This is a genomic window from Vibrio mimicus CAIM 602, assembly GCF_000338875.1.
Taxonomy (GTDB): Bacteria; Pseudomonadota; Gammaproteobacteria; order Enterobacterales; family Vibrionaceae; genus Vibrio; species Vibrio mimicus.
Map to the genome: position 1 here is coordinate 35,066 of NZ_AOMO01000030.1, position 24,153 is coordinate 59,218.

General features: G+C 48.8%; 21 protein-coding genes and 1 other annotated feature. Of the genes, 5 read left to right on the plus strand and 16 right to left on the minus strand.

The features are described from left to right. Positions 1-76: 76 nt before the first annotated feature. The 6 genes from D908_RS09890 to D908_RS09865 form a co-directional block, all read right to left on the minus strand. Entirely contained in the window at positions 77-1,063 is a 987-nt protein-coding gene (locus D908_RS09890; RefSeq protein ID WP_005524432.1) for an alpha-L-glutamate ligase-like protein, read from the minus strand. Then, positions 1,063-2,571, minus strand: coding sequence for an inactive transglutaminase family protein (locus tag D908_RS09885; protein ID WP_005524434.1), 1,509 nt, complete (start codon positions 2,569-2,571; stop codon positions 1,063-1,065). The genes D908_RS09890 and D908_RS09885 overlap by 1 nt, the downstream gene beginning before the upstream one ends. Positions 2,572-2,579: 8 nt before the next feature. Next, positions 2,580-3,317, minus strand: coding sequence for an ATP-dependent zinc protease family protein (locus D908_RS09880; protein WP_000476331.1), 738 nt, complete (start codon positions 3,315-3,317; stop codon positions 2,580-2,582). Positions 3,318-3,436: 119 nt separating this feature from the next. Further along, on the minus strand, positions 3,437-4,408 hold the full coding sequence (gene cmoB / locus D908_RS09875; RefSeq protein WP_005524438.1) for a tRNA 5-methoxyuridine(34)/uridine 5-oxyacetic acid(34) synthase CmoB: 972 nt from the start codon (positions 4,406-4,408) through the stop codon (positions 3,437-3,439). Positions 4,409-4,540: 132 nt separating this feature from the next. Continuing rightward, positions 4,541-5,269: a carboxy-S-adenosyl-L-methionine synthase CmoA gene (gene cmoA, locus D908_RS09870; protein WP_001068378.1), complete on the minus strand. Its 729-nt coding sequence runs from the start codon at positions 5,267-5,269 to the stop codon at positions 4,541-4,543. Between the two features lie 138 nt (positions 5,270-5,407). Further along, a complete protein-coding gene (locus D908_RS09865; RefSeq protein WP_086028627.1) occupies positions 5,408-6,277 on the minus strand; it encodes a DUF72 domain-containing protein in 870 nt (289 codons plus the stop codon). Positions 6,278-6,568: 291 nt separating this feature from the next. On the opposite strand from D908_RS09865, the gene aspS reads away from it, so the two are divergent. Together aspS and D908_RS09855 are read left to right on the plus strand one after the other, a co-directional pair. Next, positions 6,569-8,341 carry an aspartate--tRNA ligase gene (gene aspS / locus D908_RS09860; protein WP_005524442.1) on the plus strand — a complete coding sequence of 591 codons (1,773 nt, stop codon included), beginning with the start codon at positions 6,569-6,571 and terminating at the stop codon, positions 8,339-8,341. A gap of 259 nt (positions 8,342-8,600) precedes the next feature. Then, a complete protein-coding gene (locus tag D908_RS09855) occupies positions 8,601-9,179 on the plus strand; it encodes a thymidine kinase (protein ID WP_005524444.1) in 579 nt (192 codons plus the stop codon). Positions 9,180-9,300: 121 nt separating this feature from the next. Here D908_RS09855 and D908_RS09850 read toward each other — a convergent pair whose 3' ends face one another. The 8 genes from D908_RS09850 to trpL2 all read right to left on the minus strand — a co-directional run bounded on the left by D908_RS09850 (position 9,301) and on the right by trpL2 (position 17,798). Then, complete coding sequence (locus D908_RS09850) at positions 9,301-10,557, minus strand: dicarboxylate/amino acid:cation symporter (RefSeq protein WP_000453422.1); 1,257 nt, start codon at positions 10,555-10,557, stop codon at positions 9,301-9,303. 317 nt (positions 10,558-10,874) lie between these two features. Beyond that, on the minus strand, positions 10,875-11,681 hold the full coding sequence (trpA, locus tag D908_RS09845) for a tryptophan synthase subunit alpha (RefSeq protein ID WP_005524447.1): 807 nt from the start codon (positions 11,679-11,681) through the stop codon (positions 10,875-10,877). Continuing rightward, positions 11,681-12,871 (minus strand): tryptophan synthase subunit beta, encoded by a 1,191-nt coding sequence (trpB, locus tag D908_RS09840; RefSeq protein WP_001096424.1) that lies wholly within the window; start codon positions 12,869-12,871, stop codon positions 11,681-11,683. Before trpB ends, trpA begins: the two co-directional genes overlap by 1 nt. A 40-nt stretch (positions 12,872-12,911) precedes the next feature. After that, complete coding sequence (gene trpCF / locus D908_RS09835) at positions 12,912-14,321, minus strand: bifunctional indole-3-glycerol-phosphate synthase TrpC/phosphoribosylanthranilate isomerase TrpF (RefSeq protein ID WP_005524452.1); 1,410 nt, start codon at positions 14,319-14,321, stop codon at positions 12,912-12,914. Between the two features lie 5 nt (positions 14,322-14,326). Next, entirely contained in the window at positions 14,327-15,325 is a 999-nt protein-coding gene (gene trpD, locus D908_RS09830; RefSeq protein WP_005524456.1) for an anthranilate phosphoribosyltransferase, read from the minus strand. 20 nt (positions 15,326-15,345) lie between these two features. After that, positions 15,346-15,951 carry an aminodeoxychorismate/anthranilate synthase component II gene (locus tag D908_RS09825; RefSeq protein WP_032467596.1) on the minus strand — a complete coding sequence of 202 codons (606 nt, stop codon included), beginning with the start codon at positions 15,949-15,951 and terminating at the stop codon, positions 15,346-15,348. Positions 15,952-15,953: 2 nt separating this feature from the next. Next, a complete protein-coding gene (locus D908_RS09820) occupies positions 15,954-17,525 on the minus strand; it encodes an anthranilate synthase component 1 (RefSeq protein ID WP_005524459.1) in 1,572 nt (523 codons plus the stop codon). An 86-nt stretch (positions 17,526-17,611) separates the two neighbouring features. Then, positions 17,612-17,714 (minus strand) — a sequence feature (Trp leader region). Next, entirely contained in the window at positions 17,661-17,798 is a 138-nt protein-coding gene (gene trpL2, locus D908_RS09815; protein ID WP_005524460.1) for a tryptophan operon leader peptide, read from the minus strand. Its footprint overlaps the feature before it by 54 nt. 64 nt (positions 17,799-17,862) lie before the next feature. On the opposite strand from trpL2, the gene rnm reads away from it, so the two are divergent. The 3 genes from rnm (at position 17,863) to rluB (ending at position 20,451) form a co-directional block, all read left to right on the plus strand. Further along, positions 17,863-18,735 (plus strand): RNase RNM, encoded by an 873-nt coding sequence (gene rnm / locus D908_RS09810; protein ID WP_005524461.1) that lies wholly within the window; start codon positions 17,863-17,865, stop codon positions 18,733-18,735. A gap of 48 nt (positions 18,736-18,783) precedes the next feature. Further along, positions 18,784-19,359 (plus strand): L-threonylcarbamoyladenylate synthase, encoded by a 576-nt coding sequence (locus D908_RS09805; protein WP_050557228.1) that lies wholly within the window; start codon positions 18,784-18,786, stop codon positions 19,357-19,359. A gap of 132 nt (positions 19,360-19,491) precedes the next feature. After that, on the plus strand, positions 19,492-20,451 hold the full coding sequence (rluB, locus tag D908_RS09800; RefSeq protein ID WP_005524463.1) for a 23S rRNA pseudouridine(2605) synthase RluB: 960 nt from the start codon (positions 19,492-19,494) through the stop codon (positions 20,449-20,451). Between the two features lie 136 nt (positions 20,452-20,587). On the opposite strand, the gene cydC is transcribed toward rluB, so the two are convergent. Both cydC and cydD read right to left on the minus strand, forming a co-directional pair. Further along, positions 20,588-22,309, minus strand: coding sequence for a heme ABC transporter ATP-binding protein/permease CydC (gene cydC / locus D908_RS09795; protein ID WP_005524464.1), 1,722 nt, complete (start codon positions 22,307-22,309; stop codon positions 20,588-20,590). Then, the gene (gene cydD / locus D908_RS09790) at positions 22,302-24,089 is read right to left on the minus strand and encodes a heme ABC transporter permease/ATP-binding protein CydD (RefSeq protein ID WP_005524465.1); all 1,788 of its coding nucleotides are present in this window, start codon (positions 24,087-24,089) and stop codon (positions 22,302-22,304) included. The genes cydC and cydD overlap by 8 nt, the downstream gene beginning before the upstream one ends. Positions 24,090-24,153 lie beyond the last annotated feature (64 nt).

A 24,153-nucleotide genomic window follows, 5' to 3' on the forward strand; every position in this document is an offset into this window, starting at 1 on the left:
CATGGCTAACGAAAAAGGCTTCCCGAAGGAAGCCTTTTGTCTTTCAGTAACAAAGCAAAGTGCTTAGAAAATTCTTTTAAGCCTTTGTTGTGTGAACTCCAAACTTACGAACGGAATAGGCTACTCGTTCTGCTGGTGTTGGGTAAATCAGTGACGAGCCTAGGCTTTCGATATGCTGCAAACGAGGTAATAGTCCTGCTCCGTTGGCGATTTGAATCGCAAGACCAGGCCGAGCATTGAGTTCTAACACCATTGGGCCTTCCTCTTTGTCCAATACCATATCGGTACCAAGATAACCCAATCCGGTCATTTCCCATGCGCTTGCCGCTAATGTCAGCAGCCTCTCCCAGTGTGGAACGACTAATGTTGAAAGCTCTTTTCCAGTATCGGGGTGATGCGTTACGGGCTTATTAAATTGCACTGCACGTACCGCTTTGCCCGTGGCAATATCAATACCCACACCAACTGCGCCTTGGTGCAAGTTGGCTTTACCATCGGAGGCGGAAGTGGATAGACGCATCATCGCCATCACAGGGTAGCCTTTAAACACGATAATGCGCACATCGGGCACACCTTCGTAGCTGAAGCCATCGAAACAGTCATCAAACTGAATGAGGTTTTCTACTACCGCAACGTCATTTTTCCCGCCAAGAGAGAAGAGTCCAGCCAGCGCGTTACTGATGTGGCGCTCTACATCCTCTTTGTTCATGGTAGAACCTGAAGGTTTGGTGTAGACGCAATCTTGGTGCGCAGTAACCACCAAGATGCCTTTACCGCCACTACCACGCGCAGGTTTAATTACAAACCCCGGCCAGCTTTTGACCATCTCGTGGATGTTTTTCACTTCAGCTTGATTGCTGATCACACCAATGAGTTTCGGAACCGTACATCCAGCCCGCTGTGCGATGAGCTTGGTTTTGAGCTTATCGTCCACCAAAGGGTACTTGGAGCGATCGTTATAACGCCCGATATAAGCGTGATTACGCTTATTCATCCCCATAATGCCCTTACGACGCAGCTTAAATGGGGATGTGTAATCAGAGAGCGAAAATGAAAACCACATTACTTCTCCTCCACCAATGGCTTGAAGCGACGTAGTTCAGAAATTCGATACCCGGTGTAAGTCCCCAACAGCAAAATTGCCGCAAGCACAACAAGTTGTAACCCGATGAAATTAAAGGTTAAGTGCTGTACATAGGAGTTGGTCATTGCCAAGTAGATCAGGATGGCTGTCGATAGAGAACCGCCACCTTGCAGTAGGACTTCTTTGGCGCCTTCCTCTTCCCACAGAATAGACATTCGCTCAATGGTCCAAGAAAGGATGATCATTGGGAAGAAGGTGATGGTTAAGCCTTCAGTCAAACCGACTTTGAAAGCCACAACGGTAAAGACTGAGATAATCAAAATTACCGTGATGATCACTGCGGAGATCCGCGCGACCAGCAACAAGTTGAGCTTTGATAAATAGCTGCGGATCACAAGGCCCGTACCCACAATCAGCAGAAAACCTATGATGCCCGTGGTCAATTGTGTTTGTACAAAAGCCACCGCAATGAGCACTGGCATGAAGGTGCCAGACGTCTTCAAGCCGACAATCACGCGCAAAAATACGACGATCAGCGCCCCAATTGGGATCAGCATGATGGTCTTAAACATCGCTTGCTCTTCGAGCGGTAAGCTGTGGATCGATAAGTTCAGTAAACCATCGGCCTCGACTTTGCTATCAGTGGCTTGTTGTGGTGTGACTTTTTGCGAAATCATACTGAACATGACTTGGCTGTTTTGTCCACCAATCACATCAAGCAAAGAGATGTTCGATTCGTCCCACACTAACAAATTCGGATGAGTGGGCTGAGTACCTGTTTCAGGGTTAAACAAAATCCACGCCTTGCCATTCCACACTTCATTCATGTGTTGGATCGACTGACGACGACGACCATCTTCAAGTTGAATGACGCCAACCACCTTATTCGGTACTTGAGCGTAAGAGAGCAGCTTTTGGGTGGCTTCCACTTTGCTCATTTTGTTGAGTAACAAGGAAGCATTTTGGCTTTCTGAATCGTTCAGCGTTTTGATCAGCTCACGGGTAAACGTGATGTGATCGGCAGAGCGCTGTGCGGCGCGATCAATCAAAGCAATAGCGGCCGATTCTTCTGGGCCTTCAAAAGTGGGTTTCACGATCTCTTGATTAGGTGGGATCTGTACAGCTTTTGCTTGCGGGTCGACCAGAAACTGCGCTTTGTAGTAGATAGTTTGTGGGCCGCTTGCTTGACGAATTGACCACTCAATACGGCGGCCAGAATCGGTGTTGAGGTAGGAGATGCCGTAACCTGGCGATGAAGCGGTTTCGTTAATCAGGGTATAACCTTCCTGAGTCAACGGTGCGGCAAGGGAGACTTTGGCCTCTTTACCTTGCGCGGCAAATTCAATTCTTGCTTCAACATCCCACACTTGGCGGGCTTCACCGGGTGTCCAAGGCACACCATAGTCTTGATGGCGTAGAACACTGAGCGTAATGCCAGTGGCAAACAGCAGGAAGACTGAAATATAAAAAGGGATTTTAGAAGTCATCATCTCGCCTATTTTTGTTCGGTCTGAATGTATTTTCGGCTGACATCAACCAGAGCGATATCACGAATAAACTCTCGGCCAAGCAGAACTGGGTGGCTCATCTGCGAACGGTCAGCGAGGGTAAATTGTGCTTTTTCATGGATAGAGCCGAGTTTTACCCAAAGTTCAACCACGGCCCGGCGCTCAGTGCTTTCATTGGTGGATTGACGAATGCGTACATAACGTAACACTGGAGCTTCAATCCAGTTGCTATCGGTGTTAGCGCTCTTATCATCAGCCAAGTGGAAACGCACCCAGTTTTTGCCATTACGCTCAAACTCTTCAATATCAACCGCGTTGAGTGATGATGTCGCAGCACCGGTATCGATACGGGCGTCAAATGCTTGTTTGATGGCATCAATGGTGACACTTTCAATTTCACCAAGTACCACGTCATGGCGAGGCTTAGTTACGTTCGCACTTTGATCATTAGAAGGTTTTGTTGATTGCGCACGTTTTTGAACGGGAGGAGGTGGCAGTTTGATTTGGCTGACTTGGGTCTTGAGTTCAACAATCTGCTGCTCAAGGCTTTCAATATAATCATTTTGTAGACCCAATTGAGATTCTAAATTGGTCATTTGTTGGGTCATGTTAGTTTCGGTACTTTGAATCGCGGCGAGAGTCGCTTGGTGGTATTCATCGCCATTGGTGAGTGTACAGCCAGAAAGCAAACTCAATGCGGCAAAGGGGGCAATTCGCTTAAACATTCGCGACCTTATTATTTTTTATCAGTAAGTGTATAGAAGAAGTTATAGCAAAGGATGCGTTAAACATCCTTTGCCAAGGGTAACGTTATACCCGAATGAGCGAGTTAAAACTGTGTCAATTATGGCTTTTTGGCAATCAGAATGGCGCGGCGTGGTGCCGGATAGCCTTCGATGGTTTTGCTTGGATCTTGTGGATCGACGTAATCTGGCAATGAATTGTGCGTCATCCACTCGGTGGTACGTTGCTCACCTAAAGAGGTGATGTTTTCATCAACAATACGTACATCGACAAAGCCCGTTTTCTCTAGCCACACTTTGAGAGCCAATGCAGAAGGGAAGAAGTAGACATTGCGCATCTGAGCGTAGCGATCAAACGGGACCAATACGGTATGTTCATCACCTTCTACTACCAAAGTTTCGAGGATCAACTCACCGCCTGAAGCTAACTGGTTTTTCAGTTGCAGCAGGTGATCTAGCGGCGAACGGCGGTGATACAGCACACCCATGCTGAATACGGTATCAAACGCGTTCAGTTCCGGCATCTGTTCAATGCCGAGCGGTAGCAAGTGGATGCGTTGGTCATCACCCAGCAGTTTACGCACCGCTTCAAACTGGATCAGGAACAGCTCTGAAGGGTCAATACCGAAGACTTGCTGAGCACCTTCACCCAGCATACGCCACATGTGATAGCCGTTACCGCAGCCGACATCCAGCACCAGTCGGTTTTTCAGCGGAGAGATGTGTGGGAGTAAGCGATCCCATTTCCAGTCTGAGCGCCACTCTGTATCAATATGAATACCGTGCAGATGGTAAGGACCTTTACGCCAAGGATGGAAGGTTTTGAGCACCGCTTCCAGCTTCTTCTGTTCACCTTGTGCGAGTGGCTCATGATTGTGTGCCGCTACCGCGTTTTTCAGATCAATCACATCCGGCTGGCCGACCGGAATTTTCTTTAGATTGCGCATCCAGCGATCCAGATCACCGTGCTGCTTAGCTTGCCAATCCGTCAGTTGTTGCGGCAGGGTATTAAGCCACAGCTGTAGTTGAGGATGTTGGGCGATCTGTTGGTAAACATTGGCGAAGTTGAACATGGGGCTTAATACCTAAACTATGCTCTCTGCAAGTTTTCTATGGTTCATGCTTGGCGCAGAGAATCACCAAGCATGAAAACAAGTTACGCAGACGAGCTACGGAAAAAATGGGCTTACTTAACGGCGAACAAGTTATTTAATTGCGAACATTGAGCCGAAGTTGAAGCACTGGAACCAGACTTCAAAGCTAGAGAATCCCAGCTTAGCAAAGCGTTCTTTATGATCTTGGATTGAATCAGGGCGCATCACATTCTCGATGGCACTGCGTTTTTGGCTGATTTCCAATTCGCTGTAACCGTTGGCACGTTTGAAATCGTGGTGCAAATCAATCAAGAGTTCGTGAGCTTCTTGATCAGAAAACACAAATTTTTCCGACAAGATCAAAATGCCACCTGGACGCAGTCCGTTGTAGATTCTCTCTAGTAATGCGTAACGATCATCCGGCGCGAGAAACTGCAATGTGAAGTTGAGTACCACAACAGATGCATTTTCAATCGCGATATCACGAATATCGGCTTCTACCACCTGTACTGGCGTATCTGAGCGATAAGCGTTGATGTGTAGCTTGCAGCGCTCAACCATGGCCGCAGAATTATCGACCGCAATGATTTGGCAGCCTTCTTGTTTGATATGGCGGCGCATAGAAAGGGTAGCCGCACCCAGTGAGCAACCTAAATCGTAAATTTGTGAATGTGGCTTAACAAAGCGTTCTGCCAGCATGCCAATTGCGGAGATGATATTGCTGTAACCCGGCACCGAACGTTGGATCATGTCTGGAAAGACTTCAGCAACGCGCTCGTCAAATGTGAAATCACCGATTTTATCGATGGGTGCGGAAAAGAGAGTATCTTTTGGGTTCATAGCAGACCTCATGGCAGCGTTTTGTATCTGATCAACTTGAGCAGGTTCGACAAAGGGCGCGTATTTTATGAAAAATCGTGGCGTCTGTCATTACACACGTTGTCTTTAAGGTAAATCGAGTGAAATGGACTATTTCATTCAGAACATACTCAGTTGCGGCTGCTCAGGCGTTGCGGGAAACGGCGCTAGATCAGGTAAAGCGATAGCTTGTTGTAATTGTTGATAAAGCAGCAGTGCGAGCTGAGGTGCCAAATCATTATCTGGCGTATGAATCATCAAATAAGGCTGTTTGCCCTGAGCAATCCACTCTGGCAGTTTGTTTTGCCACGCACTGAAAAAGGGTAGGTTAGCCTCCAATTCAGGATGGCCGATAAAACGGATCATTGGATGCTCGGCGGTGGCAATCGCATGTACGGGAACTTTCGGTTTTTTCTGCTGCGCATCAATTACCGCTTCTGTGTTCGGTAGCGCCGCAAAAACGGGACGACTGTCCATAATGATGCGATCAATGTTCTGTTCAACGAGCCATTGGTTGAGCGCTTTTTCCGCTTCGCCTTTGCCAAAAAAGGCCAAATGACGCACTTCCACGCCCAGTGGAAAATCCGCCGGAAACCATTGGCGAAAATTTTTCAATTGAGCCAGATGCTCAGGACCAAAAGCCGCAGGCAGTTGGATAGTCCACATCCCAATTCGAGAGTGTAATGGTTCCATTAAACGTAAAAAGCTCAGCAGCTCTTCTTTACAATCACGCAGCAGATGTTGATGAGTGATGCTTTTGGGCAGCTTAAAGGTAAAGCGAAAGTCATCGTGAGTCGCGGCGCGCCAGTTGAGTACGGTACTGGGCGAAGGTGATGCATAAAAAGTAGTATTGCCTTCCACAGTGTGAAAAACGCTGGCGTATTTGGCAAGCCGATCGGCTGCTTGCGTGCCGCTACCATAAAATTCACTCTGCCACGCAGGATGAGACCACAGCGTTAAACCGAGTCGCAAGGGAAGAGAAGGCATCACTCTGGCCGGGCTCCTTAAATCATCATCACGAGAGTTTTGAAGAATACGGGATTTTAGCGCTATAATCAGCGCCTATTTTTCCTTGCTGGTTAGCCTTTAATCTCTACTTAGAAGGATTATTGCGTTAAAAAGCAGCAAGGGGTAAGAAAAGACAACAAATTGTACGTGGGAAGGTCGATCTTAAATCCCTTTCGGCGTATAAATGGAACTTTGCTGAAATGGCAGTCTGCTAAGCACACCACGACCTTTCAGCGTTAAATTTGATGACTAATTGAGATTGGGAAATTCACTATGCGTAGCCATTATTGTGGTCACCTGAACAAGTCCTTGGTAGGACAAACTGTAGAGCTGTGCGGCTGGGTTAATCGCCGTCGTGATTTAGGCGGTCTAATCTTCATTGATATGCGAGATCGTGAAGGTATTGTTCAGGTAGTAGTGGATCCCGATATGGCGGATGTGTTCGCTGTGGCTAACCAACTGCGTAGCGAATTCTGTATCAAACTGACCGGTGAAGTGCGTGCGCGTCCAGAAAGCCAAGTGAATAAAGACATGGCGACGGGTGAAGTTGAACTGTTGGCGCGTGGTCTTGAGATCATTAACCGTTCAGACGTTCTGCCTCTCGACTTCAACCAAAAGAACTCTGAAGAGCAACGCCTTAAGTACCGTTACTTAGATCTGCGTCGCCCAGAGATGAGTGACCGCATTAAACTGCGTGCGAAAGCATCAAGCTTTGTGCGCCGTTTCCTTGATACACACGGTTTCCTTGATATCGAAACCCCGGTGCTGACCAAAGCAACACCAGAAGGTGCACGTGACTACTTAGTACCAAGCCGTGTACACAAAGGCAGCTTCTACGCTCTGCCACAATCACCACAGCTGTTTAAACAGTTGCTGATGATGTCAGGCTTTGATCGTTACTACCAAATCGTAAAATGTTTCCGTGACGAAGATTTGCGTGCTGACCGCCAACCAGAATTCACCCAGATCGATATCGAAACGTCTTTCATGACCGCAGAACAAGTGCGTGCTGTGACTGAGAAGATGATTCGTGAAATGTGGCTTGAATTGCTGAATGTGGATCTGGGCGATTTCCCAATCATGCCATACAGCGAAGCAATGCGTCGTTTCGGTTCAGACAAACCTGACCTACGCAACCCAATGGAGCTGGTGGACGTTGCTGATCTGCTGAAAGACGTGGATTTTAAAGTCTTCTCTGGTCCTGCGAATGATCCAAAAGGCCGTGTTGCCGCACTGCGCATCCCTAGTGGCGCAGCGCTGACGCGTAAACAAATTGATGAGTACACTGCATTTGTTGCTATTTACGGTGCGAAAGGCTTGGCATGGCTGAAAGTGAATGATTTGGCTGCGGGCATGGAAGGCATCCAATCGCCAGTAGCGAAATTCCTGACTGAAGAGATCGTCCAAGCCATCATCGAGCGTACTCAAGCGCAAACGGGCGATATCATTCTGTTCGGTGCAGATTCTGCAAAAGTGGTGGCTGAAGCCCTAGGTGCACTGCGTCTGAAAGCGGGTAAAGAGTTGGGTATTACTAATGAATCTGCGTGGGCTCCACTGTGGGTTGTTGATTTCCCTATGTTCGAAGGTGATGACGAAGGTAACGTGGCGGCAATGCACCACCCATTCACTTCACCACTAAACCTGACTCCTGAGCAGTTGAAAGCGAATCCAGAAGAAGCGTTGTCAAACGCTTACGATATGGTGTTGAACGGCTACGAAGTGGGTGGTGGTTCAGTACGTATCCACAACGCAGAAATGCAATCTGCTGTATTCGACATTCTGGGCATCACGCCAGAAGAGCAGCGTATCAAGTTCGGCTTCCTGCTGGATGCGCTGAAGTTTGGTACGCCACCACACGCAGGTCTGGCATTTGGTCTGGATCGTCTGGTGATGCTACTGTGCGGCACTGAAAACATCCGTGATGTTATCGCGTTCCCGAAAACCACTGCAGCCGCGTGTTTAATGACCGATGCGCCAAGTTTGGCTAACCCAGCAGCGCTGGAAGAGTTAGCGATTGCGGTGAAGCTTGCGAAAGATAAAGCGTAATCAACGCCTTGCAAAGGGTGGCATTAGCCACCCTTTTTTATACTCTTCCTACTTGAAGTTGCAGCGGTGTTGGCTACGTTCGCTCACCCCAATCGCATAGTTTATCTATGCTCATCGGGACTCGATTACTGGCCGCCTACCTGCAACACCAAGTCGTTTGAGTAGTTGTCACTGATTTAAATTTATGGAAGTCAGTGACCGATTCACCTGCGCTGTACGAGAGCGCAGACAGTAAGATGATACAGACAGGATTTCTCCTTTGGCTCAGATGTACTTTTATTACTCGGCAATGAATGCGGGTAAATCGACCACCTTATTGCAATCTGCATTTAACTACCAAGAGCGCGGCATGAACCCACTGATTTTTACTGCGGCGATCGATGATCGTTTCGGTGTGGGTAAAGTGAGTTCTCGGATTGGGCTTGAGGCCGAAGCACACCTTTTCCATGCAGATACCAACCTGTTTCAAGTGATCGCAGAATTGCACGGCGCTGAATCTCGTCACTGTATTTTAATGGATGAGTGCCAGTTTCTTTCTAAAGAGCAAGTTTACCAACTGACCGAAGTGGTGGATAAGCTGGATATTCCCGTGCTGTGTTATGGTTTGCGTACCGATTTCCTCGGTGAGTTGTTTGAAGGCAGTAAATATCTGCTGTCATGGGCAGATAAACTGATTGAGCTGAAAACCATTTGCCACTGTGGGCGCAAAGCCAATATGGTGATTCGTACTGATGAACATGGCAAAGCGATTTGCGAAGGAGATCAGGTGGCGATTGGTGGTAACGATAAGTATGTTTCAGTCTGCCGCCAGCACTACAAAGAGGCTCTGGGTCGCTAAGTTGATTAGCCTCCTTCCCACTGACTGAAATAGTCAGAGACTTGGTAAAGAAAAAAGCCAGACAACATAATGTCTGGCTTTTGCTTATGAGTTATTGCTTATCCGCTATTGAGAAGCGTGATTACGCTTTGCTTTTTTCCAATTCAGCGGCAGCTTCTTCAGTGATCATCGAATCCACGATCACGGCACAGGCAGCATCACCGGTAATGTTCAGAGCAGTACGAATCATGTCGAAGATACGATCCAGAGCAAACAGCAGTGGTAGACCTTCAATTGGAATACCAGCGGCAAGCAGTACAGCAACAACGAGGAAAGAAGGACCCGGCACGCCCGCCTGGCCAACAGCACCCAGAGTAGCAGTCACGATGATCGCAATGTAAGCACCCATGCTCAGGTCAATATTGAACAATTGAGCAAAGAAGATCGCGACCAGACCGTAGTAGATCGCGTTACCTGACATGTTGATGGTCGCACCTAGCGGTAGTACGAAAGAAGCCGTCGAGTTGCGTACACCTAGATCGTTTTTCACCGTATCCATAGTGACAGGCAGTGTCGCCATCGAAGAGGCGGTAGACAGTGCAACCGCTTGTGGCTTTTTCATTGCTTGAATGAACTTTTTCGCCGACATTTTGCTGAACAGTTGGATCATCAGTGGGTAAGCAACAAAGCCGAAAATCGCAATCGCTGCAACGTAAACCACAAACAGCTTAAACACCACCATCAGTGCGCTGAAACCGAAAGTACCTACAGCATCAGCCATCAGACCAAATACACCGATAGGGGCAATCAGCATCACTTTGTTGATCATCCATACCATGGCATCAACAATCGTGTTCACTGCGTTGATCACAGGGTCACGTTTTTCTTTGGCTTGCTTAGAAATTGCAATGCCTAAAAACAAACAGAAAACCAAGATCTGCAGGATGTTCGCTTCGTTCAGTGACTGGAAAACGTTGGTTGGGATCATACCAATAATGGTTGCCCAGAAAGTTGGAAGTTCACCTTTTGATGCGTATTCTGCCGAGAACATGCTCTCAACACCGGAAACATCGACACCGACACCCGGTTGGAACAGTTCACCCATAACCAATGCCAGAGCAACTGCCGCGGCTGAAGTGAGTGCAAAGTAGCTCAGAGTTACTGCGCCTACTTTACCCGCTGAATGACTGTCGCCCAGACCTGCTGCACCTGAAATCAGTGCTACTGCAACCAAAGGGATCACCAGCATTTTGATCAGATTAATAAAGATTGCACCCAATGGAGCAAACAGCGTTGCATCGTGACCCATCGCGGCACCCACGGCAGTACCCGCGAGCATGGCGATCACAACTTGCACGCCAATGTTGTTTAGTAAACCCTTCGTCTTTAACACTTCCATAACCTCTGTGCTAATAAATTGTAAATTCCTAGTGTTAGCCACTAGTGTCATATCACTATATGGGCAAAAATTTTGCTCCTGCTTTTTACACGGAATATTTACATTTAGCAATAAGCACATCGAGCGTTTTCTCAATAGCAGAATAAAAATAGCGACAGGCGGTTGATTTTTGTGCAAAGAAAACGTTTGCTATAGGTGGGCGCAATGATTTTTGCGATTCAAATCAAAATTGGAGATGTGTTGGTGTGGAAGTGGAATTGTTAATAAAATGATGCGGCGCATCGGGCTGATACGCCGCATGTTAACCCTAATTTGGGTTAAATTTGTGTTGCTTGTTTCATGGCTTGAGTGAAGTTTGCTAACTCAGCCAACTGTTTAACTGGGCTATCCAGATGAGTTTCAATGATTTTCACTACTGCAGAACCTGAAATTGCACCGGCTGCCCCAGCTTCAATCGCTTGTTTGACCTGAGCGGGTTCTGAAATGCCGAAACCCAGTAACGCAGGTGGCGCATCGAATTGTTGCAGACGTTCAAGTAAAGCATGTACTGGCATATTGGCTTTAGTTTCTGCCCCAGTTACCCCCGCGCGTGACAGCAAATAAGTGTAGCCTTTACCGAGTTGAGCAACTGCTCGTAAGGTTTCATCACTGGCCGTTGGTGGCGCAATAAAGATTGGTTGAATGCCAAATTTCTCTGCGGCCGCCACAAAAGGCTGGCTTTCGTTGGTGGGTACATCGGCAATCAGTACCGAATCCACGCCAGCTCTTTGGCAGCGTTGATAAAAATCGTCGATGCCGCGTGCGTAAACCAAGTTGGCATACATCAGTAAACCAATCGGAGTCTCAGGGTTACGTTCACGAATCTGTGCGATCAGCTCAAAACAGATATCTGGCGTGGTTTTCGCCGCTAATGCACGCAAGTTCGCCCCTTGAATCGTCGGGCCATCGGCCAGAGGATCTGAAAACGGCATGCCAAGCTCAAGCGCATCCGCTCCTGCATCAATCAGGGTTTGCATGATGGCGAGTGACTGCTCGGGGTTTGGGTCACCAATGGTCACGAAAGGAACGAAAGCACCTTGTTGCGCGGCGCTCAGGCGTTGAAATAGGGCTTGATAACGGTTCATTACAACGCTCCTTTGTCTTCAAGTAATTTGTGTACGGTGAAGATATCCTTATCACCACGACCCGAAAGGTTAACCACTAACAGCTGCTCTTTGTCTGGCTCGGCATACGCCATCTTGATCGCATGCGCGAGAGCGTGTGAAGACTCCAGCGCTGGGATGATGCCTTCGTTTCGTGCTAACGCTTGGAAGGCATCGAGTGCTTCATCATCGGTGATGCTTTCATATTCAGCGCGGCCAATTGCATTCAGGTAAGCATGCTGTGGCCCCACCGATGGGAAATCCAGTCCCGCAGAGACAGAGTAAGATTCTTCCACTTGGCCATGTTCATCTTGCATCAAGGGTGCTTTCATGCCGAAGAAAATGCCGGTTTTACCGTGCTTAAGTGGCGCACCATGTTGATGGGTATGAATGCCTTTACCAGCTGGCTCAATACCGATCAAACGTACCGATTCTTCTTCGATGAAATCGGCAAACATACCAATAGCGTTTGAGCCACCGCCAACACAAGCGATCACCGCATCGGGCAAACGACCTTCACGAGCAAGGATTTGGTTTTTGGTTTCTTCGCCAATAATGCGTTGGAATTCACGCACAATGGTTGGGAATGGGTGAGGACCTGCCGCAGTGCCGAGCAGATAATGCGCAGTTTCGTAGCTGGCTGACCAGTCGCGCAGTGCTTCGTTACACGCATCTTTTAGAGTTGCTGACCCCGAATGAACAGGAATCACGGTTGCGCCCATCAAGCGCATACGGAACACGTTCGGGCTTTGGCGCTCAACGTCTTTCGCCCCCATGTAAACGCGGCACTTTAGGCCAAGCAGCGCACAGGCTAATGCAGTCGCCACACCGTGTTGGCCCGCACCAGTTTCGGCGATGATTTCATGCTTGCCCATGCGTTTTGCTAGCAGGGCTTGACCCAAAACTTGGTTGGTTTTGTGCGCGCCGCCGTGCAGCAGATCTTCACGCTTCAAATAGAGCTTGGTTTTGGTGCCTTTGGTGATGTTGCGAGTCAGCGTCAGCGCCGTTGGGCGGCCCGCGTACTCCTGAAGCAGAGTCATAAACTCAGCGCGGAAGGCATCATCTTGCTGGGCATCAATGAAGGCTTGTTCCAGTTGATCGAGCGCTGGAACCAAAATTTGTGGCACAAACTGCCCACCGAATTCGCCAAAATAGGCGTTTAATTTAGCCATGCTTACATTCCTTTTCTATGCATGTTGCCATGCTGATAATCTAATAATTCCGTAACTGTTGGAAAACGTGTTGTAACTTGTTGGCGTCTTTTTTACCCGGAGCGCTTTCCACGCCAGAGTTGAAATCGAGTCCGCGGCAGCCAAGTTGTGCCGCTTGGGCTACATTCTCAGCGCTCAATCCACCAGCGAGCATCAGGTCGCTATGTTTTGGCAGCAAGCGCCAATCAAAACTGTGTCCTGTGCCGCCACTTTGTTCGCCGATTTTGGCATCGAGCAGATGTCGGTCGATGTGCTCTGGCAGTAGCTCAGGTAAGGCATCACTCACGCCATAGGCTTTCCAAATTTCAATCGAGGCGGGCAGGGCAGCACGTAGTTCGCTTACATACTCAGCTTCTTCCTCACCGTGAAGCTGCACCGCAAATAAGCCAAGTTTGGTCGCAATATCGGCGACTTGCGCTGCTGGGTGATTTTGAAACACGCCGACATACTGTAGCGGTGCGCCGCTCATCGTCAGGCGAGCTTGTTCTACATCCACAAAGCGTTTGGACTTCTCAACAAAAATCAATCCACCAAAAACTGAACCTGCTTGGTAGGCTTTAACTGCATCATCAGGATGAGTCAAACCGCACACCTTATGTTCACCCAGCACAATTTTACGCACCGCAAGCTCAAGATTAGGTTGCGCCATCAGCGAGCTACCAATCAAAAAACCATTGGCAAACTGAGCTAAATCACGCACCTGCTGGTGGGTGTAAATGCCTGATTCGGAAATAATGATGGTGCCTTGTGGGATCAGCGGAGCCAACTGCTTGGTGCGATTAAGATCGGTGGTCAAATCACGCAGATTGCGGTTATTAATGCCCACTACTTTTGCTTGCAGAGCAATCGCGCGCTCTAGCTCTTGCTCGTTACTGACTTCGGTGAGTACGCCCATACCAAGATCGTGTGCCACAGCGGCCAGTTCACGATATTGATCATCGTTGAGCACAGACAGCATCAGCAAAATCGCATCCGCTTGATAATGGCGCGCCAGATAAACCTGATACGGGTCGACCATAAAATCTTTGCACAACACAGGCTGAGCCACTTGAGCGCGCACTTGCGGCAAAAACTCAAAACGACCTTGGAAATATTTCTCGTCAGTCAGCACCGAAATGGCACTGGCGTACTCGCCATACACAGAGGCGATGTAATCGAGATCAAACTCTTCGCGGATCAATCCTTTTGAAGGTGAGGCTTTTTTGCATTCGAGAATGAATACGGTGTTATCGCCGCTCAAGGCTTGATAGAAATCGCGCTCTGAGCGAGTCAGTAATGGATGAAAGCTAGCAAGAGGTTGCTTGGCTTTGCGCTCCTCAATCCATTGGTATTTATCGTTGACGATTTTGACCAGCACTTGCGCCATTTGCGCGGTTTGTACGGAAATATGCTCAGACAACTGCTCGGACATTCTACTTAACCTCGTTGTGCTAACTGCTGAACCAATCCATAGGCTTGGCCCGATTTCATCACGGCGATCGCTTGTTGGGTGTTGGCTTTCAGATCTTCTTGACCAAATAAACGCAGCAGAAGTGCGACATTGACTGCTACTGCCGCCATTTGTGCTTCTGTGCCATTGCCCGTCAGGATCTGGGTGATGATGGCGCGATTCTCTTCCGGCTCTCCGCCACGGATCGCATCCAGTGGGTAACGGTTAACACCAAAATCTTCCGGGGTGAGTGTGTACTCAATCAATTCGCCTTGGCGAATTTCTGCTACTTGCGTTTCGCCATGAATGGCGACTTCATCCAGACCTGAACCATGCACCACCGCCGCGCGTTTCAGACCCATTTGTAACATGGTTTGCGCAATAGGACGAACCAAATCCTTGCTGTAAACCCCCATCAATTCAATATTGGGACGGGCAGGGTTAATCAGTGGGCCTAAGATATTGAAAATCGTGCGAGTTTTCATAGTCTGGCGGACTGGCATCGCATGGCGTACACCGCTGTGGTATTGAGGGGCAAACAAGAAAGCCACGCCGAGATCATCTAAGGCTTGACGCGAATCTTGCGCGCTCATGGCAAGGTTGATTCCAAATGAGCTGAGTAGATCGGAAGAGCCTGATTTGCTCGACACCCCACGGTTGCCGTGTTTGGCGACTTTCACGCCACAAGCTGCAGCGACAAATGCCGCTGTAGTGGAGATGTTGATGGTGTTTGAGCCATCGCCACCGGTGCCTACGATATCGGCAAAGTCGTAATCAGGACGCGGAAACGGATTCGCGTTGGCAAGCAGGGCTTTAGCCGCACCAGCAATTTCATCTGGCGTTTCGCCTTTGATTTTCAGCGCAGTCAGTACCGCAGCCATCAATATAGGATCCATTTCACCGCGAATAATTTGGTCGAAAAGCTGTTGGCTCTCGGCTTGCGTTAGCCCTTGCTGTTCATAGAGTTTATTAATAATGGTTTGCATAACATTCTCTCCCTGTGCGGTTACGCGAATTGAGTCTGTGCTGGTGTTGCAGACAATGCCCAATCAATAGCATTAGCCAGCAAGGTAGCGCCGTGGGTGGTCATGATCGATTCTGGGTGAAATTGAAAGCCGCACACCTTGTCAGCTTCATTAATGACCGACATCACCAAGCCATTCACTTCTGCCGTCACGGTCAGTGTTGCCGGTACTTGCGTTGCGACCAGCGAATGGTAACGCGCAATCGCCAACGGTGAGGGTAGCCCGCGATAAATGGCGTGGTTTTGGTGCTCCATCATCGACACTTTACCGTGGATGATTTCACCCGCGCCTGCGACCACGCCACCATAAGCCTCAACAATCGCTTGATGCCCTAAGCAGATACCAATCATAGGCACCTTGCCTTTCAGGCGTTGCAGTAGCTCTGGCATGCAGCCCGCTTCAGACGGCGCACCTGGCCCTGGGGATAACACAACCACAGGATTGTCCAGTTGTTGCAGTGCTTGTTCGATCACATCCGCAGAAATGTTATTGCGGTAAATCGTTACGGCATGACCGAGTGAGCGAAACTGATCCACCAAGTTATAAGTGAAGGAGTCAAAGTTATCGATAAACAGAATATTGGCCATGATCATTCCTTCCCTTGATGAGCATATAAAATGGCGGAAATTACCGCTTGCGCCTTGCCGCGCGTTTCATCGGCTTCGGCTTGTGGGTCGGAGTCGTAAACGACACCCGCGCCGGCTTGAACTTGGGCGATGCCGTTTTCCACATAAGCGGAACGGATCACGATACAGGTATCTAAGTCGCCTTCACCAGTGAGATAACCCACAGCACCGCCGTAGCTGCCGCGCCGCGCTTGTTCAACATCGCGGATTAACTGCATCGCGCGAATTTTCGGTGCGCCAGTCAGCGTGCCCATATTCATGCAAGCTTGATATGCGTGCAGAGCATCCAAATCTTCACGTAACTGACCAACCACGCGTGACACCAGATGCATCACATGGCTGTAGCGATCTACTTGCAGCAAGTCAGCGACATGGCGAGTGCCTGCTTGGCTAATGCGCGCGACATCGTTGCGTGCTAAGTCAACCAGCATCATGTGCTCGGCGTTTTCTTTTTTATCCGTGCGCAGTTCAAGCTCAATGCGGCTATCGAGATCAAAATCAATGCTGCCATCTGCGCGCTTACCGCGGCGGCGAGTGCCAGCAATCGGATAGATTTCTACTTGGTTGGTGTGCATTTCGTACTTGAGGGCGCTTTCTGGGGATGCACCAAACAGGGTAAAGCGCTCATCTTGCATGTAGAACATGTAAGGGCTTGGGTTACTCTGTTTTAGGCGTTGATAAGCTGCGAGCGGTGAGGGGCAAGGTAAGCGGAAACGGCGTGATGGCACAACTTGGAACACATCGCCCTTGACCACGTACTGTTTGAGGTCACGTACGATGTCGCAAAACGCTGCATCGCTAATATTGGTGGTCACTTCCACTTCAGCTAAAGATTGCGCACTTGGTAAAGGCAGTTTTTGGTTGACCTGAGAGCGGATTTCACGCATTCGGCTTTTGAGTTGGCTGTGTAGCGCATCGCCCGGTTGGAATTGGGTAGCCTGCAGTTGGCAAGTTTCACGCTGATGATCAATCACCATCAGGGTTTCTGCTACATAAAACACGTAATCAGGGCATTGATTGTCTGCAGGTGCTTCACCTAACGGTTCAAAGTTAGCCACTAAATCGTAGGCAAACAAGCCACCTAAAAACAGCGCGAATTTACCGTGGTCAGTGAGATCAAAACTGTGCTGCACTAAACGTAGCGCATCGAAAGAGGAGGCTTCGCGCAAGCGTGAGTCTTCATCCAAAGTATCACAGGGGGTAGAGAAGGTGAGGGTAAGTTTCGCTTTCTCTACTTTGCAAGGAATCAGATCTGTGATGTTGCCATGAATGATGTTGAGCAGCGCTTGGCCGTTTGCACTGAGCGCATGATAAGTCACCTGATGGCCTTCACACACAATGCGCACTGCCGCATCCACCAATAAAAGGCTTTTCAGATTTTGCTTGGAGTCGATTTCTGCGGATTCCAGCAGTAGACAGTCGCTGCGCCCAGCGCAAAGAGCATGAAATAAAGCCGTAGGATCTTGCGTATAAGGCAATTCACTGTGTAGCACCTCAAGCGGCGCGGTTTTCTTTATGTTGATGGCCTTATTCATAAGACCTCCTTAACCATGATTCGATTGAGCACTCATCACCGCGATGAGAAAGTAAATAAACAGCAGTGATATTGTGGAAAAAGACGAATAAAAAGCCCGCTCAAATTGGCGGGCTAGGTGTGTGAGTATCTAAACTTAGAAATACACGTGAGCCCACCAAGAACTTGTCCAAGTGCGCCACCAAGTCAGCTCAGCATTCGCTGGACTGAAATTGGGTTTATGATTTGGGTTAAATTCTTGTAACATAGTGAGCCTTAGTAAAGAGCCTTGCATTTTCGTACTAGTTAACTAGTGCGGTGATAAAAAGTCAAGCCTAAAAATCAAGCAAATAAAAAATATGAGAATTGACCTGCATAGTCATACGACCGCTTCTGATGGGCGGTTTACGTATCAGCAATTGATTGAACGAGCCGTCAGTTTCAATATTGATGTTTTGGCGATCACTGACCACGATACAGTGGCAGCTTTGAGTGATGCTCGCGCTTACATTACAGAGCAGCAATATCCGCTACAATTAGTGAACGGCATTGAGATTTCAACTGTTTGGCAAAATAAAGACATTCACATTGTCGGTTTAAACATTGATCCAGACAGCGAGGTTTTAGGGCAGCTCATTGCGCAGCAGCAGCGCCGCCGGGTGGAACGTGCCGAGTTAATGGCACATCGTTTACAAAAGGCCACGCGTGAGGGCGTGTTGCAAGAGGTTCAGCAAATTGCTGATGGTGCACCGATTACGCGCGCTCATTTCGCCAAATGGTTGGTGGATAATGGTTATGCGGCGAATATGCAGCAAGTATTTAAGAAATACCTAACCCGAGATAATCCGGGTTATGTACCGCCTAACTGGTGTTCAATGAGCGATGCAGTGACCGCGATTCACGCCGCGGGTGGGCAAGCCGTATTAGCGCATCCCGGACGATATGACTTGACGGCCAAATGGCTTAAGCGCTTAATGACCGCGTTTGTTGAAGCGGGTGGGGATGCAATGGAAGTCGCCCAGCCGCAGCAATCACCACAGGAAAAACGTACCTTGGGTGATTACGCTATGGAATACCAACTACTCGCCTCTCAAGGCAGTGACTTTCACTATCCTTCTCCTTGGATGGAGTTGGGACGAAATCTTTGGTTACCTGCCGGAGTAGAACCTGTATGGAAAGATTGGGGCTTATCCCCAAGCAATAGAGTCGAGAGACTCGATGAAGAGGAATAACCATGAGCCAGTTTTTTTTATGTCCATCCTGAAAACCCTCAAACTCGCCTGATCAATCAAGCTGTCGCGATTATTCGCAACGGTGGGGTAGTGGTTTACCCAACCGATTCTGGTTACGCAGTCGGTTGTCAGCTAGAAAATAAACACGGGATGGAGCGTATTTGTCAGATTCGTCGTCTGGACGATAAACACAACTTCACTCTGTTATGTCGTGATTTGTCTGAGTTATCTCTGTATGCCCGAGTGGATAACACCGCGTTTCGCTTACTGAAAAACAACACACCGGGACCTTACACTTTTATCTTTAAAGGAACCAAAGAGGTTCCACGTCGTCTGATGAATGAAAAGCGTAAAACCATCGGGATCCGTGTGCCAGACAACAAAATTGCGTTGGATCTTCTAGAGGCTTTGGGTGAACCACTGATGTCGACGTCGCTGATTCTGCCGGGCAACGATTTTACAGAGTCTGATCCTGAAGCCATCCGCGATAGTTTAGAGCACGCAGTGGATGTGATCCTCAATGGTGGCTATTTAGGTCAGCAGCCGACCACAGTGATTGATTTCAGTGATGATGAGATTGTTGTGGCTCGTGTCGGAGCTGGTGATCCAACCCCCTTTCAGTAGTTGAATGACGTGGCCGTGAATACCTGACAAAACGGATGCTTTTATCCACAAAATTTGCGATACTACGCGGCCGCGATTTTGAGATCGCAAACTGTCATTCGACGTCTGAGAAGACGACACATAGGTAGATAAATGAGCGAAAAGTTACAAAAAGTTTTAGCACGTGCTGGTCATGGTTCTCGTCGTGAGCTTGAAGCTCTGATCCGAGCTGGGCGTGTAAGTGTTAATGGCAAGGTAGCTGTATTGGGTGAACGCCTAGAAGATGATAACGCTTTAGTGCGTGTTGACGGACACGTTGTGTCTGTAAAAGCGCAAGAAGAGGTCATCTGTCGAGTTCTGGCTTACTACAAACCAGAAGGCGAGTTGTGTACCCGTCATGATCCAGAAGGTCGTCGAACGGTGTTTGACCGTCTGCCGAAAATTCGTGGTTCGCGCTGGATTTCCGTTGGTCGTTTGGACGCCAACACCTCAGGTTTGCTGCTATTTACCACTGATGGTGAATTGGCAAACCGTTTGATGCACCCAAGCCGTCAGGTTGAACGTGAGTATTTAGTTCGCGTATTTGGTGACGTCAATGAAGAAAAAGTTCGCAACCTCGTTCGTGGTGTGCAGCTAGAAGATGGTATGGCGCGTTTTGAAGATGTGATGTACGCCGGTGGCGAAGGCATCAACCATACTTTCTACGTTGTGATCAACGAAGGCCGTAACCGTGAAGTTCGTCGTTTGTGGGAATCACAAGGTACAACGGTTAGCCGTCTGAAACGTGTTCGTTACGGTGATATCTTCCTTGATAAGAAACTGCCTCGCGGCGGTTGGATGGAACTCGATCTGAAGCAAGTGAACTACTTGCGTGAATTGGTAGAGCTGCGTCCAGAGAAAGAAACGGTATTGAACACTGCCCCTGATGCGGCAACTCGTAAGCGTGAACGTACCCGTAGCCAGAAAATTCGTCGTGCGGTTCGTCGCCATGAAGAACGTGTATCGACAGCACCTGGCCGTAGTGGCTCAGCTCGTCGTAAGCCGGGTGGCGAGTCAAGTACTCGTAATAAAGTAGCGAATAAGCAGCAAAGTGCGCGTAAGCCTCGTGGCTAATTGCTTGCGCAGTTCTGCTTTTCAATGATTAAAAAGCCAGTCATATCGACTGGCTTTTTTCTTACCTATTTTTTATCACCCGATTATGAGGGGAGTGATAAAAACCCCACTGCTCGTGAGCAATGGGGTCAGCAGGTTACAGCGTTTGGGTTAATTGATGATAACGACCTTGCTGAGCGAGTAGGGTATGGTGATGGCCGAATTCGACCAGCTTGCCATGTTCAATCAGTGCGATTGCATCCATCTGTTCAAGATTGATTAAACGGTGCGTAATGAACAGCACAGTTTTATTTGCAAAGTGGCTGTGCAGTAGTTGCATGATTTGCTGTTCAGTCTGCTTGTCCAAACCTTCAGTCGGTTCATCTAACAATAGGATAGGGGCATCATGCAGTAGTGCTCGTGCGATACCGATACGGCGCTTCTCGCCACCTGATAACTGACGACCACCATCACCCAACCATGCGTTAAGCGCGGAATCTTGCAACAGTTTTTCTAAACCCACTTGGCGCAAAATTTCACTTAATTGTTCATCGGTTGCGTCTGGTTTCGCCAGTTTTAGGTTGTCGCGCAGAGTGCCATTGAGAATATCGACCCGTTGACTGACCACACTGATCGCTGCACGAAGATCGCTTTCTCGCCATTTTCGAATATCGATTCCGCCAATCGTAATTTGTCCCGATTGCACATCCCAATAACGGCACAGCAACTGAATTAGAGTTGATTTTCCAGAACCAGTTTGACCCACAATCGCGACTTTATGACCTTGAGGCAGCGATAAAGTGAATTCATCAATGGTGTTCGGTTTATTGGCTTGGTAAGCAAAGTTAACCCCATTGAACTCAATGCCGTATTGGCCATTATGTGGGGTGGGTTGATCAGTAAACTCGACCTCCGGTTTGGCTAGAATTATCTCATTTAGGCGGCGTGCTGAAGTGAGTGTTTGCCCCAAATGCTGGAATGCACCAGCAATCGGCATCAGCAACTCTACACTCGCCATTGTGGCGAAAGCGATGAGGGCAATCATAGGATCTGGGGTTTGACCACCGACACCATCGGCAGCCAACCAGAGCATCAGCACCAGTATCCAACCATTGGCGAGCAGGAGTAAGGATTGCGCTAAACCAGAGACATGCGCGTTGGCGTATTGGTTACGTAGCAGCTTTTCTTGTGCCGTGAAGATCGCCTGGCGATAGGTTTGTTCCGCGCCGAAAATGGTTAGCTCGCTATAGCCTTGCAACCAATCCAAAGTGCGAATTCTTAGCTCTGCTTTATGCTGTGTAAGTTGTTGCCCGTTGTGCTTACCAAGTCGATAGAACAAGATTGGCCAAACCAACAGCACTAACAGTAAAACGCCACCAAGGGTAAGACCAAGAGTGGTATCAAACCAAGCCACCAGTGCTGTGAGCGCAGCGATGCCCAACACACCAACGGTCACTGGGTTAATCAGGCGCAGATAGACGTGATCCATGGCATCCACATCGGCCACGATTCGGTTGAGCATGTCGGCATCGCGTACGGCGCTCAAGCGTCCCGGAATCAGCGGAGTCAGTTTTTCAAAGAAGAACACACGCAAATCGGTGAGCAACTTAAAGGTCGCGTTGTGTGTGACAACACGCTCACCCCAACGTCCTGCAGTTCGTCCCATGGCAAAACCACGTACAAAAGCGCCGGGTAGCATGTAGTTGAATGTCTCTCTGGCGATGGTCAGCCCAGCTACCGCAGCGGCAGACAAGAACCAGCCAGACAAAGTGAGCAAACCAATTGAGGCGAGCACTGTCAGCAATGCCAAAAGCATGCCTAGTGTCAGACCGAACCAGTGTTTTTTATAAAGCTTGAGATAAGGTAGCAGTTCACGCATCGAGATTCCCCTGATTCGCAGCTTGTAATGCTTGGTTAGCGGCTAACATAGTGGCAAATAAACCCGGTTGCTGGCTCAACTCTTCGAAATGACCGGCTTGGACTAAGGCACCGTTTTCCATCACTAAGATCTGCTCAACAGATTGCAGCGGCTGTAACTGGTGAGTGACCAGCAAGGCGGTGCGTTGCTGAATGCTTTCATTCAGACCCCGCATCACATATTGCTCGCTGCGTGCATCTAAACTTGCGGTGGGTTCATCGAGTAACCAGAAGCGGCCGTTTTGCAAAATAGCCCGAGCCAGAGCAATACGCTGAGCTTGACCAACAGAAAGCCCCGCAGAGCGATCATTGATCTGGTAATCCAAACCATGCTGCTCAACAAACTCTTGTGCATAAGCGGCTTGTAGTGCCTGAATGACTTGTTGATCGGCAATATTTTGTTTACCGAGCGTCACGTTATCTCGAATTGTGCCGTGCAGCAGCAGTGGATTTTGACCTACCCAACTGATGGTTTGTCGCCACTGCGCATGATCCAGTTCGCGCAGCTCAATGCCGTTAATGGTTAAGCTGCCTTGATAGGGCATAAAGCCCAAAATGGTATTGATTAAGCTGGTTTTGCCTGCGCCACTTGGTCCAACGAGCGCGGTGATTTTACCACTGTGCAAAGTGAATGACAGTGGACCTGCTAGGCGTTGGCCTTGTGGGCTGAGGACGACAAGATCATTCGCGATGATTTCAATTGGTTGGTCATCGGCCAGTGTTTGTTCGCCGCTGTGCAATGTATCCGCTTCGGTTTGTAGAAAGTCGACGATTGATTCCGCCGCACCCACCGCTAACTGTTTGGCGTGGTAGTAAGTGCCAAGGTCACGCAGTGGTTGGTAAAACTCGGGGGCGAGGATCAAAATAAACAGCCCAGCAAACAGTGTGACACCAGCACCGTAGTAGCCGAAGTTGAGTTCACCAATGTAACTAAAGCCAAAATAAACCGCGGTTAGCGCAATGGAGATCGAGGTGAAAAACTCTAATACCGCGGAAGAGAGAAACGCAATACGCAATACATCCATAGTACGATGACGGAATACTTCAGAAGCGCCGCGCATTTGATCGGTTTCCGCTGCTGCGCGATCGAAAAGGCGAATGGTCGTCAGCGCTTGTAAGCGATCATAAAAATGACCGGACAAGCGCTGTAGTGCTTTAAAGTTTTTCCGGCTGGCATCGGCAGCTTTAATACCGACTAGTGCCATAAACAGTGGTACCAGTGGTGCTGTGATAAGAAAAATCAGCCCGGCAGCCCAGTTCACAGGAAAGACCACGGCGAGAACCACAAAAGGCACCATCACGGATAGAGACATCTGCGGTAGGTAGCGAGCAAAGAAGTCGTGCATGTTTTCGACTTGCTCAAGCATCAAGGTTGCCCATGAGCCGGCAGGTTTACCTTTGATGTACGCTGGCCCTAAATCGCGAAGTTTATTGAGAATGAGTTCACGAATATAGCGACGGATCTCCTCCCCACTGCGGTATCCCGCCATTTCGCGTCCCCAAGAGCAAAGGGCGCGCAGCGTAATGAGTACGACTAAACCGATAAATTGTGGGATGAGCAGGTGTTTATCCACTTGTTCAATAATCAGTTGATGGAGAATCGATGCGAGGAGTGCGGCTTGCGCCACCAGAAATAGGCTTGATAAAACACCTAACCCAACAGCTATTGCAAGCCAGCGCTTAGCCAGTTTGCTTTGCTGCTTGAGCCAGAGATTCAAGCTACGCTGTTTTTTCTTGTCCATTTGAAAAGGCTTAATGAGAATAATAATTGTAATAGGCCGCCAGTATACAAAGAAAAGCCCGACG

Bases quoted from the DNA above. Each gene is read 5' to 3' on its own strand.
- D908_RS09890 (WP_005524432.1), bottom strand. From the start codon at position 1,063: ATGTGGTTTTCATTTTCGCTCTCTGATTACACATCCCCATTTAAGCTG.
- D908_RS09885 (WP_005524434.1), bottom strand. From the start codon at position 2,571: ATGACTTCTAAAATCCCTTTTTATATTTCAGTCTTCCTGCTGTTTGCC.
- D908_RS09880 (WP_000476331.1), bottom strand. From the start codon at position 3,317: ATGTTTAAGCGAATTGCCCCCTTTGCCGCATTGAGTTTGCTTTCTGGC.
- cmoB (WP_005524438.1), bottom strand. From the start codon at position 4,408: ATGTTCAACTTCGCCAATGTTTACCAACAGATCGCCCAACATCCTCAA.
- cmoA (WP_001068378.1), bottom strand. From the start codon at position 5,269: ATGAACCCAAAAGATACTCTCTTTTCCGCACCCATCGATAAAATCGGT.
- aspS (WP_005524442.1), top strand. From the start codon at position 6,569: ATGCGTAGCCATTATTGTGGTCACCTGAACAAGTCCTTGGTAGGACAA.
- D908_RS09850 (WP_000453422.1), bottom strand. From the start codon at position 10,557: ATGGAAGTGTTAAAGACGAAGGGTTTACTAAACAACATTGGCGTGCAA.
- trpA (WP_005524447.1), bottom strand. From the start codon at position 11,681: ATGAACCGTTATCAAGCCCTATTTCAACGCCTGAGCGCCGCGCAACAA.
- trpB (WP_001096424.1), bottom strand. From the start codon at position 12,871: ATGGCTAAATTAAACGCCTATTTTGGCGAATTCGGTGGGCAGTTTGTG.
- trpCF (WP_005524452.1), bottom strand. From the start codon at position 14,321: ATGTCCGAGCAGTTGTCTGAGCATATTTCCGTACAAACCGCGCAAATG.
- trpD (WP_005524456.1), bottom strand. From the start codon at position 15,325: ATGCAAACCATTATTAATAAACTCTATGAACAGCAAGGGCTAACGCAA.
- D908_RS09825 (WP_032467596.1), bottom strand. From the start codon at position 15,951: ATGGCCAATATTCTGTTTATCGATAACTTTGACTCCTTCACTTATAAC.
- D908_RS09820 (WP_005524459.1), bottom strand. From the start codon at position 17,525: ATGAATAAGGCCATCAACATAAAGAAAACCGCGCCGCTTGAGGTGCTA.
- trpL2 (WP_005524460.1), bottom strand. From the start codon at position 17,798: ATGCAAGGCTCTTTACTAAGGCTCACTATGTTACAAGAATTTAACCCA.
- rnm (WP_005524461.1), top strand. From the start codon at position 17,863: ATGAGAATTGACCTGCATAGTCATACGACCGCTTCTGATGGGCGGTTT.
- rluB (WP_005524463.1), top strand. From the start codon at position 19,492: ATGAGCGAAAAGTTACAAAAAGTTTTAGCACGTGCTGGTCATGGTTCT.
- cydC (WP_005524464.1), bottom strand. From the start codon at position 22,309: ATGCGTGAACTGCTACCTTATCTCAAGCTTTATAAAAAACACTGGTTC.
- cydD (WP_005524465.1), bottom strand. From the start codon at position 24,089: ATGGACAAGAAAAAACAGCGTAGCTTGAATCTCTGGCTCAAGCAGCAA.